The sequence below is a fragment of the Pseudoalteromonas luteoviolacea H33-S genome (assembly GCF_001625695.1).
GTDB lineage: Bacteria > Pseudomonadota > Gammaproteobacteria > Enterobacterales > Alteromonadaceae > Pseudoalteromonas > Pseudoalteromonas luteoviolacea_B.
Map to the genome: position 1 here is coordinate 1 of NZ_AUXY01000080.1, position 11,866 is coordinate 11,866.

Genomic DNA, 11,866 nt, shown 5'->3' on the forward strand with positions numbered 1-11,866 from the left:
AAATATTTAGGAAACAAGGCCCAATTGGACTACCACTCACTTTCTCGAGAGGCAATGTAAGCGTCACTTCCTCTCCCAGTATCACTGGATTATTTTCACTCCCACCTAAACCCGTTGGATTTTGCAGTACTATTTGGTCAAAGTGCCAGCCCATAAAGATTCTCCTTTGTCATTAATTTACATAAATATCGCGTCTTTCATTTTGGCTTGATAAAAGCAATTTGCTTATCTATAGACTACAGATAAAACTTTATTTATCTGATAAATAAACGACTTTTTTGAAGCTTTTTAATTTTATAAACAGCTTTAGTGCCAATCAATAAAAAACGAAAGATAAGTAATTTAATCAATGCTTTATCATTACTACTTGACATACTCAAGTCATTGAAACCTAGTTCTTTTGCAACCAAATACTAAATTACAAGTCACAGTTAAGCCAGTCTATTTCAACTATTATGAATAATGACTAAAAGGCAGGATTATATTATTCATATCATTATTTCTACTCTCTATTAGTTGTGTAAATAGTACTTAGTTGTAATTCGTAGCATTTATGTTGCTGTTAAATACACATTGCCATACTATTTTAGGCCCTTACTAACAATAAATACTCGATCTTTTAGGTAAGCTAATTCAATGCAGACCTTTAAGGTCTATATAAGCAAATAAACGGTAGGACCATTATGCACAAGTTTTTTGGACTATTTGGGGCCGTACTAGGCCTGAGCACATCATTGTCTGCACAAGAATTTACACAAGGGCGCGAAGTAACAGAGCTGCCCGATATCCTCAGTTTTAAAGAGCGTGTAGAGCCGATAAATCAAATGGTCACAGATAGGCTCGACAATCTATTACCAAAGCTCATGGATGAAGCCGATTTAGACATGTGGCTCGTCATTAATCGTGAATATGGTGAAGATAAGTTGTTTTATACACTTGTGCCACAGCCCACTTTTGCAGCAAGACGCACAACCTTATTAGTGTTCTCTAAAAAGCCAGATGGCAGCGTAGAGCGATTCAGTGTTAGCCGCTATCCAATTGGGGATCTATACCCTACTGTCTGGAAAGGCGGCAGCAAAGAAGAGCAATGGCAGCGTTTAGCTGAAGTGATTGCTGAGAAAGATCCAAAACGCATCGGTATAAACATCAGTGAAGATTGGGCATTAGCTGATGGCTTAAGTGTTGGCCTGCATAATCAACTGAAAAAGTACTTACCTAGAAAATATGAAAAACGCTTGGTGAGTGCAGAAAACTTGGTAATTAGATGGCTAGAAACAAGAAGTGACAAAGAGCTTAACGTCTATCCTCAAGCTGTTACTATTGCAAGACGCGTGATAGCGGAAGCATTCTCGAATAAAGTGATCACCCCGGGCGTCACTACAACAACAGATGTTGAGTGGTATCTTCGTGAACGTTTTGAAGAGTTGCAGTTGCGACCTTGGTTCCAACCCTATGTAAATATTCAGCGCCGCGGTGATAACCCACCAAAAGATGAAGTGTTTATGGGCAAATACAATCGCGTTATTTTGCCTGGAGACATTATTCATACCGATGTTGGCATATGCTACTTAAATCAATGTACCGATACGCAAGAGATGGGCTACGTTTTAAAGCTCAATGAAACTGATGTGCCAAAAGGATTGAAAAATGCGATGTCGGTGGGCAATCGCTGGCAAGATATCCTCACAGACAACTTTAAAACTGGGCTAACGGGCAACCAAATTTTGGCCGACACCATCAAAGATAGCCAAGCTGCTAATATTATCAGTAGTACCTACACGCACCCTCTGGGTTTTGTAGGCCATGCTCCAGGCCCAACAATTGGTATGTGGGATAACCAAGGTCCAACCCCAATTCAAGGTGACTGGAAGCTATACCCAAATACAGTTTACGCAATTGAAGGCAACATTAAGGTGCAATTGCCAGAATGGGATAATCAATGGATCCAAGTCAAACTAGAACAAGACGCAGTGTTTGATGGTAAACAAGTTTGGTATTTGGCAGGTAGACAAACCAAATGGCATTTAATTAGATAAAGGCTTAACTCAGTCTTTTTACCGAAAAACATAGAGCCACTTTATGTGGCTTTATGTTTTATTCATAAACCTCAACGAGATAAACTTTCTAACTGCGCTAATAATTGATGCTGTTGAGACAAGGCACGTTCGTGCGGCGCAAATTGACTTCCCACTTTTTTTAAACAACGTACTGCTCGCGACAAATGCGCTTTCTCTGTGACAGATAAAGATGTTTTATCCAGTAAAGCACGGATGGTTGTCACCGCCAGCTCTTTACTTAAAATATCAAACGGTAACCCCCTTTTCGTACACACACCATAGGTGCCTGCTAAAAAGTGCGGCCACTGCTGCGCAATAAATCCATCAAATGCAGTCATGATTTTATTGTCATCCAACCAAAACACATTTTCTGATAGTCTGTTTTTTGCTTCGTAGAATAACCGAGAAAACTCAGTTAATGCTTCTTGCTGTGTATCATAACTAACGCACTTTTTTAACCAGCCTGTGTATGCTTTGGGATAAAAATATACAAGCTGTTGGCTATCATGGCAGCCAAAATAAGAATGACACGTGAGTGACATATCAAGTTTGTAAGACGCTTTTGGCATGATAGAGCGCATTTGTAATTGAGTGAACTCAGACTCTGACACATTACTGCGATTCAATAATTCTGAGCCGGTATAAAAATACTCCGTTAAATACTTAATCAGCGACAAATTACAGGCATTGTTCTGCGTTTTAGACCTCATTTGAAGCCTTCATATTACTCATACCATAATCTCTGATGACATTCGCAACGCGTAATCTAAAATCCACAAACAGCTCAGCTTTGCCCAGAGCCTGAGCACGCTTGTGTTCAAATTGGTCTCGCCAGCCTAAAACGGACTCTTTGTTATCCCAAAATGATAAAGATACGTAGCGGTCCGGGTCAGAGACATTGACAAAGCGCTCAATCGAAATAAAACCAGCTTGCTTAACGAGCAGGTTTTTAAGCTCAGTGGCGATATCGAAATAGGCCTCTTTACCCTCAGATTTTAGAGTGACTTCAAATATGACTGCCATCATCTCACATGGCTCCAATTTGCTTTAAAGTGCTCTCAACGCCACTGAGAAAGTAGCGTCTTTCGTGCAAAATAAAACTTTCTCGTAGCGCAAATTCAAAGTTTGCTTGAGCTTGTTCATCAGCGCTTAATCTGAGGCGGTAGGCTTCGTAATCTGCAAGGCTGGCAAATGCAATCAGCCCATAAGCTCGCTTATTGTCCCCTTCGTAAGGCATAAAGTAGCCAATCAACTCCCCCCCTAATCTCGGAATAATTTCACCCCAATTTTTCGAGTATTGATTAAACTGCGCTAATTTACTTGGATCGATTTCGTATTCTATAAAACAGGTCATATACATTGGATTTGCTTCCTTTATTGTTTTGAGGCAGTCTAACGCTTTGAAAATGTTATGCTTCGATGCACATCGAACTATTAAGAAGTTATGGAACCAAATATCTCTCTTGTCGCTGGGCTAATTGCAGATCCTGCTCGCTCAAAAATGTTAATGGCCCTAATGGGTGGAAAAGCTTTGACTGCAACCGAGCTATCAATTGAAGCAGAGATCACTGCGCAAACAGCCAGTAGTCACTTGGGTAAATTAGTCGATGGCGAGCTATTGCAAGTTCGAAAGCAAGGCCGTCATAAGTATTTTCAATTAAAAGGGCAACACATTGCTGTGATGCTAGAGCAGCTATTGGTTATCACCTCCCTATCCAAACCACAGACAACAACAGGCCCAAGTGATCCTAGGTTGCAATTTGCAAGAGTCTGTTACGACCACTTAGCTGGTGAGTTGGGCGTTAAACTCTATGACGCATTGGTATCTGAGGGCATGCTTCAAGATATGGGGGAGCAGTCTGTACTCACTGAAAAAGGTAAAAAGCACTTTGCTAGCTTAGGCGTTGATGTAGCAGCCCTTGAAAAAGCGAATCGACCTATTTGTAAATCCTGCCTAGATTGGAGTGAAAGAAGAAACCACTTGGCTGGCAGTTTAGGAAAGTGGATATTGGATTTCATATTTGAAAAACAATGGGCAGAAAGAGACTTAGATAGTCGTGCTATTGCATTTTCTGCCAAAGGGCTGAAATCTTTCCACAACACATTTTTAATAAAGCCAGATGTCCGGAATTAATCTGTGTTTACTTAGCAACGTGTAACTAGATACATATACAAACTGCCTACGCTTTGCCATGAGCCACATAAAAAGATACCTATTCGCCATAAAAAAGTGTAAATCAACTCATTTTTTATTCTTTTTGTGATGCAAACTTCACGTTACCCGCGTATATTCCTCGGTTCTATTTCATTTGTTGATAAAACATTATGCGCAATTATTTATTCTTGGCTTTGTTCGCCCCTTTTATTGCTCACTCAACCACGATTGAGCTCTCCTATTTAGATGAGTTCATTGTACCTGAAGACTTAAAGGTCGATGGAGACACTGTCGGTGGCTTATCAAGTATCGAATACGCCAATGGCAAATATTTGATGATAGCGGATGATGCTGACAAACCAAGGTACTTTAGTGCAAGTATTCAAGTCAAAGCAAATAAATTTAAAGATGTAACATTTGACAAGTCTGTCCAACTCATTGATAAAAATAACCCATCCGTTGTTGCAGATCCCGAAAGCCTGAGAGCACTGCCAAATGATGGCGGTATCGCTTGGAGTAGTGAGGGCAGTATAAAATACAACAAAGCACCGGCTGTGTTTTTGCAAACAAGCACTGGTTTGACTCAGTTTGAACTACCAAACATGTTTGATATCAATAAGTCATCGGGTCCTAGGCATAATGCCGTATTCGAAGGGCTCACAATTGCACCTTCAGGAAAAGGGATGTGGGTATCAATGGAAGGCCCGCTTAAACAAGATGGTAAAAAAGCAACGGTCAAGCATGGCAGTATGCTCCGTATATCTTATTTTGATTTTGCTTCAAAGCAAATGCAAAAGCAATTTGCTTACTTCCTAGAGCCTATGGTTAATCGACCTGAAGCAAAGCCTGATGCATTTCGCACAACTGGCCTTGTCGAAATTTTACAAATCAATGAGCATCAATTCTTGACCATGGAGCGCTCTTACACCGCTGGTATTCCTGATGGCGGAAATAGCGTCAGTATTTTCCTCATTGATATCAAAGGTGCAACTGATACATCGCAACTAGCATCATTAAAAACAGGTCAATATCAAGCTGCGAAAAAAACCTTGGTATTGGATATGGAGTCAATCAAACACCAACTGGGTTCAAAACATATCGATAATTTAGAAGGCATGACATTTGGCCCTCAGCTTTCAAATGGAAATCCAAGCTTATTAATGGTGTCTGACAATAATTTCAATATTCACGGTAAGCAGCTTAGTCAGATTTTATTGTTTGATGTGAATATCAAATAAGTCGAATGAACAAATGATTTGTCAGGCAAGAATGAGCAACATAACTTTTCTGGCAAATCATAAGCTCTCTGACAAAACGATTCTGTCTTTAGGCTATGCTATTGCCTTACTCTTTATCGCTGCTATTAAGTAACCTCTTTTGACTTAAAAAGTCATAGAGTATGTTCAACCCGAGCAACACAAAGCCAGCTATAAAGCACACTCCGCCAAAATCTAAATATCTAAAGTTGCCATGCATTTCATACTGTTGGTTAAAGTCAGCACCTTTGAGTGTCGGAATTAGAATATCAATAATCCACAGCCCAAAGAACAGACTTGCACCAGCAAATGCCAATAGCCATGCGTATTTGCATATAAATCTAAAAGTAATGTTTTCGACTCGATTTGAGGCCTGAAGTGCGACCGGTGAAACCCCAAAAACAGACGCCAGTGCTTTTGTGGTTTCTAACGATGAAGCACCCGTTTTTTCCACTCGTTGAATAGTCCGTACACTTAACCCGCTCGCAGCAGCGAGTTCATCTTGGCTCCAACATTTGGCCATACGCAGCTTATAGATTTTTTCTTTACTTAGCTTCACATCCTGACTCATTTTTGACCATCCTTTAACATGATAATAAAAGGTTATGATACTAACTGTAAGTAAAATTTGTCCTGACAGAGACCTGCCGTCATCGTGACATTGTCCTGACACAAAAGCGACAACCCTATGAAATAGAGTGTATTATATGAAAAAACCGATTAGTGGCTCTCGAGTCGCACGGCTAGAGATTTTCAATCATTTTTGGAACAGTAAAAGCTTAGCGCTTAGACTTACAAAGTACTTTTCGCTTCAGTGGACTCCCCGTCAATAAACTTCAAATTGACCGTTTGTTCGAATGTAAAAAATGGCATCTTCGTTACCATTGTTCGTTATAACATGCTGAAACTCAGTGGTAGACCCAAAGTAACTCCCTTTGCTAAGCGTGATCTTCGTTTGTTCGTTAGACTGATATACAACTCCACCAGCAATCAATACAGCCTTAAACTCATTGGCTTTACTCGATATCACGCCACTAAATTTTGCAGGTAGCTTAATCATCACCCCTCTCGTGGCTGAATAACTGCCCCACAGGAAAGCTTGCTCTACCCCAGTCGTTTTAATGTGCTTTATCGTTTGTTTTTCCGACCAAACAATATTGTTTTTATGCAGGTTAAGTGGCAGTTCACCACTATTAAACGCTTGTTTAGAAGGTTTTACCAAGTAAGGACCTGAATCAATTTCAAGATAAATCATATTGGTGTGACCGTTTGCGGCGGTTATGTGCGACTCGCCGGCTGGCTGAGTCCAAAATGACCCTTTGGGCATCCACATTTTTTCAGCACTCGGATCATCATTGTGCAATAGTCCATCAATGACCACGCCACGATACAGGATATTGTGAATATGCGGCGGGGACTCAAACCCTTTATTAAAACGCACCAACATACCTGTCGCAGTATCTTGTGTTCTATCCCCCCATAAATTCACTGCACCAGGACTCAACTTACCCCGAAGCGGATTAAGATCCCCCCATTCTAAGTTCTCTGTAGTAACAACCTCTGACACGCGCGCACTCGCTGAAAGCCCAAGAGGCAGCAATATAAATGAAAAACTGAATAAAACTGAAAAAACTGATCGCATAATACTATCTGATAATGACTTTAATGCCGCTATCTTATGGTAAACCTCAGCCTGAGATAAGCGCATAAACACTATAAACACTTTGATAATAACCATACGCATAGCAAACCAGTGCTAAGCGCCATGCTTAGCGAGTACTTAACTCACTCTATTTTGTGTTTTTAATTTTGATAAAAGCCAAACTGAAGGAATGAATAGGTTAAACTGCACAAAAGTTGATGAACAAGATGACTGTCTAATGCCTGTATTAAACAGATATTAGACAGCACTAATCAGCCGTTTATAGCTTGAAAGGAAGTGAAGAGTGGTGAAGGTTAATCTTTACATTACCCTCTTTATCTTTGATATAACCAAATGAATACTCTACTTTAATTTCTTCACCATTTTTCTTCGTAAAGTAGTAATTACCCATCGACATAGCTGAGTCACCATCTGTGATGATCCCTTCATTTTCCCAACGAACCTTAACATAAGGGGCCAATGCAAAGCCTTTATCTTCCGCCAAATCTTGACCTACAAAGTAAGACAATGCCTCTTTTTGAGTGCCTCTAAATTGATCAACTGACGCCAAAGTCGGCTTAAATAATACCTGACCGTCATTAAATGCATAAAACTGCTCTAAATGCTTAACTGCCGCTTTTTTAGGGTTTTTCGCTTGACCAATTTTTACGATCCCTTCACCCCAGCCTTTTTGCGCAGCCTCTACTTCAACCGTTGTAATTGGCGCGGCTTGCGCACCCACAGACACCAATGACGCAATTGCTAGAGATAATGCAGCTAACTTAATCATGAAACTCTCCTTTTGAATGTTCTTTATTTTTTATCGCTAGTTAAACCTATTACCCTAATGCGAGTACCAATTCCTCGCTCAAAAGGACTACAGTAAAAGGCACACCCATTGTCGTTAAAAATAAGTTATATAACAATTAACTTTGTGTAACATTACAAAGTTTCACGATTAGTGGATTCGAATAAAGAAATGGAGAAAAAACTCTACAAAATTATATAAAAAAGATTCATCTTGGTTGATCCGTTATGGCAGGCATCGGCAAGTAAGCTCATTAGAGATTAACACCTTAAGCTATAAAGCCATGAGGTAGACCACCTATAATAAAAACAATGGAGCAAGGCTTGTGCAACCAATAATACACTTACTTGCTTTGGCTCCATCTATTGGAAATCACATAGCCCAAATTCATTCAATGCGGTAGCTGGTTAAATACCTTTACGAAGAAACTGTGCGACTTTGCAACCTTGTGGGACTCGTTCAACTCGCTGTGCCATATTGTTAGACACAGTCACTAACTCAGTGCGCACAGGTAACTGCTTAGGTAATTTGATGTTTTTTACGAACCCAAGATTATGCAAAGCATTTAACACCCACCAACCGGGATCCGGTTCATCCTTATAAAGTCCTAACATGGCAGATCCTGGGTAAGCATGGTGATTGTTATGCCACGCTTCCCCCATCGATAAAAACCCTGCCATTCTGATGTTATGCCCTTGCACTGCGGCTCCCTCAACTTCCCAAGTTTTATCACCTTGGTTGTGCGCAAAATACCCAATCAACCAATGGCCTCCAACAGATATGACAATCCTTACTGATACACCCCATACCAGCCAAGCTAATCCACCATAAATATATAAAGGCACAGCTAAAATTAACTGTTGAAACATCCAAGTTTTTTCGAGCAATTGATAAAACCGACTTTGAGATACGCTCTGCTCTATTTCAAATTTAGGCGGGTTATTTAAGACAAGGTCACAATTAAGTTGCCACCAAGCATCTTTTATCATCGTTGAACCATGCAATAAGTAATCGTGGCATGCCTTTTGTCTTTGCGCCCAATCTCTAAGATCATGTTGGATCATCATCCCAATGGGGCCTGCCATACCGACTAACACGCCCAAATAGACAAATAGATACTCCATCCATTTAGGGCACTCATATGCACGATGAATAAGCAATCGATGCATGCCTAGAGAATGTCCAAAACATAAAGTGATCGCTGTAAGAATTATAAAGATAAGGACTGAAGAAAGTGAGATAACAAAAGGGGCAATAAAAAGGGTTAATGCTAAGTGCGTCAAAAACCAAATAGACTTTACTGGCTTCCATTTTACAAAACCAGCATATGCACTTGTGAAATTTTGGGAGCTAACCCTGTGCGTATTCAATATAACCCCCTGTAATTCCATCATTGTAATACTTACCTAATTTAATTTATAACAGCATCTTAAATTTAAGCTCAATGCAAAATTAAACAGCTAGCTACTCCTCTACAGGCTCGCCTTTATCTTTTGCTGTATTGTCGGTGTCGACTGAGTCACCTTTGGTCATATACAAATAAATGGCTTCTTCCACTGGCATGGCTTTGAAGTATAAAAACCCCTGCACACACTCAATATGAGACTGCTTTACAACCTTTTCTTCATCAGTAGTTTCGACCCCTTCGGCCACCAGCTTAAAGCCTAACTTAGAGATCATCTCAGACAAGTTGGTATATAACGAAATCGATTTACTGTTTAATTGTTCCGGTAACAAGCTACGATCTAGCTTGATGGTCTCAATATTTAACTTAGACAAAACGGACAGACAAGAATATCCGGTGCCGAAATCATCCATCGCACAATCAATTTTATTCTTTTTCAAAGCATCAACTATGGTCACTGTTTTATTAAAGTCTTCAATATAGCTGGACTCGAGCAACTCCACTTCAACCTGACCTGGAAACTTAGCAAACGCCTTAATAATACGACGATATCCTCCAGTTAATAGGTTTTGTGGTGAGATATTAAAACTGATTTTTGGTTTTAGTCCATGCTTTGCAAACTGCTCTAAGTCTATTTCTAATTGGTCAATGACGTAGTTATCAATGATGTGTAGTAAGTTATGCTGATCTAGAGTTTCTAAGAACCATGGACCTGATACAGTTCCATCTTTATTTGTTAACCTTAAAAGTGCCTCAAAGCCAACAACTTGCTTGTTATAAGGGTTAATTTTAGGTTGATAGAATAACGTCAAAGCGCCTTGATTTAGTGCCTCGGTCACTTCTTTAAGACTGTGCGCGTTAATTTGCTCTTTTCTTTGTGTGGCGCTGAATGAGCCTTCCGCGCCTTCTTCAATCAAGCGCCCCGCGGTGTAACGCTTCATCAATACGTCAAGCGCTTTACCCGATAAGTTATTATCTCTATTGGCTTTTAAAAATGGAAAATAGATCAATGCATTAATTAACACTAAGCCCACTTGCAACACAATACCTTTCACGCTTTCAGTGAGCAGCCAGCCATTGACAAAGATGGGGGTAAACCATGGAATTTCATCAGCATATTCCACCGTTACAAAACCACTGTAAAATGCGAAGTATGCAATAGAAGCATTCACCAATGGGCATAGTAAGAAGGGCAATAAAATATAGGGGTTAAATACAATCGGCAAGGCATAGATCATGACTTCACTGATGTTAAATAACGCAAGTGGAGAAGAAATAGCAGCAATGCGCTTTTCATGTTGGCCATTTTTTAAAAACATCGCCGCAACAATCAATCCCCACAGGCACCCAGTACCACCTAAAATCACAAAGCCTGTAAAAAAGTTATAGCTGATCAAGTCCGGTAACACGAAGTAGCCCGTCAGCTCACTCGATACAAGTAGCTGGTACGTGTTATCACCATGAACACCAATAAACCACAACAAATGAGAAATAATAAGTTGCATCGACAACTTTTCAAATACATTCCAATGCGGGTTAAGGGTTTTAAGTACCTCTACAATGGCTTCGGCGGCTAAATCAATGTAAGGAAAAAGCAGTAACACCACGCTTGTGACAATGAGATAAGGTAAGATTAAATTTAAATGCTTACGTAAAAATAAACTGATTGAGCTCACACCAACTAAGCGAAAAACCCGCAAACTTTCCAAATAGGACAGAAAATAACAACAAACAACAGGCATCAGTAAGGAATATAAAGCCCCCATGCGGTGGTTGATAGCCAAATCTCCATCAGAAATGGTGATGTAACCTGTTGTCGCTGTGAAGCAAGTAAAAACTAATATGGGACTAGCAATTGAGTGGACTTTTAAGTTTTTAGATAAGTAGTAGCTAAAGGACATCAAGGTTAATACCGGGAATATTCCCCATACCAATACATTAAAGTCTTCTAAAAACTGATGCTCAACCCCCTTCATGGAAATGTTAAGCCATTGATTGATGAGTGTTATAAGCGAAGCAACGATGAAAAATGGAATTAACGCAATATAGCCTTCACGCAGTGAAAGTATCACTGTGTTTGAAGAGATTTTAAATGCATATTGGTTAAATTTATTAAGCAACGTTCTTGTCACAACTCTGTTTTTCTTTTTACATTACCCCAATAAATTTAGATTACAATCGGTTCTTGCATTTTTTTACTGAAAATAATTCAACCTGATCAAGCGTATATATCAACACCAATGAGAGATTGAATTTCGGACCGTCTATTTTCGTTTTGCACTGAGGAATAAGCTTGAACAGCTTTGTTTGAATTGAAGGTAGGTTGGTCATAGATGACCGAGCGCTTATCTTGTTGAAACTGCTCGGCCAACTTGATGCCTTGAGGGCTGAATTTTATATCGCTAACTGGACTAGCAATATCATTAGAGCGCGCATTCTCCTGAGTTTTAACTACTTTGGAGTTAAATTGATAAGTGTCCTGATTTTGAACAACTTGATTAATCCGCATTACACGCGCCTATATTTGTGCCTAATATAAGGAT

Annotated in this window: 12 protein-coding genes; 3 read left to right on the forward strand and 9 right to left on the reverse strand. The window is 39.7% G+C overall.

Annotated features, from left to right (window positions below):
• Positions 1 to 683 precede the first annotated feature (683 nt).
• Positions 684 to 2,036: a M24 family metallopeptidase gene (locus N477_RS14870; protein ID WP_063363749.1), complete on the forward strand. Its 1,353-nt coding sequence runs from the start codon at positions 684 to 686 to the stop codon at positions 2,034 to 2,036.
• A 71-nt stretch (positions 2,037 to 2,107) separates the two neighbouring features.
• Here the strand turns inward: N477_RS14870 and N477_RS14875 are convergent, their stop codons facing one another.
• Genes N477_RS14875 through N477_RS14885 form a run of 3 tightly spaced genes read right to left on the reverse strand, consistent with a single transcriptional unit; the run spans position 2,108 to position 3,417 of the window.
• On the reverse strand, positions 2,108 to 2,767 hold the full coding sequence (locus N477_RS14875; protein ID WP_063363748.1) for a DUF6058 family natural product biosynthesis protein: 660 nt from the start codon (positions 2,765 to 2,767) through the stop codon (positions 2,108 to 2,110).
• Complete coding sequence (locus tag N477_RS14880; protein WP_063363747.1) at positions 2,757 to 3,083, reverse strand: antibiotic biosynthesis monooxygenase family protein; 327 nt, start codon at positions 3,081 to 3,083, stop codon at positions 2,757 to 2,759. The genes N477_RS14875 and N477_RS14880 overlap by 11 nt, the downstream gene beginning before the upstream one ends.
• Before the next feature lies 1 nt (position 3,084).
• On the reverse strand, positions 3,085 to 3,417 hold the full coding sequence (locus tag N477_RS14885) for an NIPSNAP family protein (protein WP_063363746.1): 333 nt from the start codon (positions 3,415 to 3,417) through the stop codon (positions 3,085 to 3,087).
• A gap of 84 nt (positions 3,418 to 3,501) precedes the next feature.
• Between N477_RS14885 and N477_RS14890 the strand changes: the two genes are divergently transcribed.
• A complete protein-coding gene (locus N477_RS14890; protein WP_063363745.1) occupies positions 3,502 to 4,191 on the forward strand; it encodes an ArsR/SmtB family transcription factor in 690 nt (229 codons plus the stop codon).
• Between the two features lie 191 nt (positions 4,192 to 4,382).
• Positions 4,383 to 5,450 (forward strand): esterase-like activity of phytase family protein, encoded by a 1,068-nt coding sequence (locus tag N477_RS14895; protein ID WP_063363744.1) that lies wholly within the window; start codon positions 4,383 to 4,385, stop codon positions 5,448 to 5,450.
• A 106-nt stretch (positions 5,451 to 5,556) separates the two neighbouring features.
• Here N477_RS14895 and N477_RS14900 read toward each other — a convergent pair whose 3' ends face one another.
• The 6 genes from N477_RS14900 to N477_RS14925 form a co-directional block, all read right to left on the reverse strand.
• On the reverse strand, positions 5,557 to 6,039 hold the full coding sequence (locus N477_RS14900; RefSeq protein ID WP_063363743.1) for a helix-turn-helix domain-containing protein: 483 nt from the start codon (positions 6,037 to 6,039) through the stop codon (positions 5,557 to 5,559).
• Between the two features lie 255 nt (positions 6,040 to 6,294).
• Positions 6,295 to 7,035: a DUF4437 domain-containing protein gene (locus tag N477_RS14905; RefSeq protein ID WP_331245844.1), complete on the reverse strand. Its 741-nt coding sequence runs from the start codon at positions 7,033 to 7,035 to the stop codon at positions 6,295 to 6,297.
• 355 nt (positions 7,036 to 7,390) lie between these two features.
• Positions 7,391 to 7,900, reverse strand: coding sequence for a phosphoribosyl-AMP cyclohydrolase (locus N477_RS14910; protein ID WP_196760633.1), 510 nt, complete (start codon positions 7,898 to 7,900; stop codon positions 7,391 to 7,393).
• Between the two features lie 425 nt (positions 7,901 to 8,325).
• Entirely contained in the window at positions 8,326 to 9,087 is a 762-nt protein-coding gene (locus N477_RS14915) for an acyl-CoA desaturase (RefSeq protein WP_231098158.1), read from the reverse strand.
• A gap of 295 nt (positions 9,088 to 9,382) precedes the next feature.
• On the reverse strand, positions 9,383 to 11,455 hold the full coding sequence (locus N477_RS14920; protein WP_231098157.1) for an EAL domain-containing protein: 2,073 nt from the start codon (positions 11,453 to 11,455) through the stop codon (positions 9,383 to 9,385).
• 86 nt (positions 11,456 to 11,541) lie between these two features.
• Positions 11,542 to 11,832 (reverse strand): hypothetical protein, encoded by a 291-nt coding sequence (locus N477_RS14925; protein WP_063363742.1) that lies wholly within the window; start codon positions 11,830 to 11,832, stop codon positions 11,542 to 11,544.
• Positions 11,833 to 11,866: the final 34 nt, after the last annotated feature.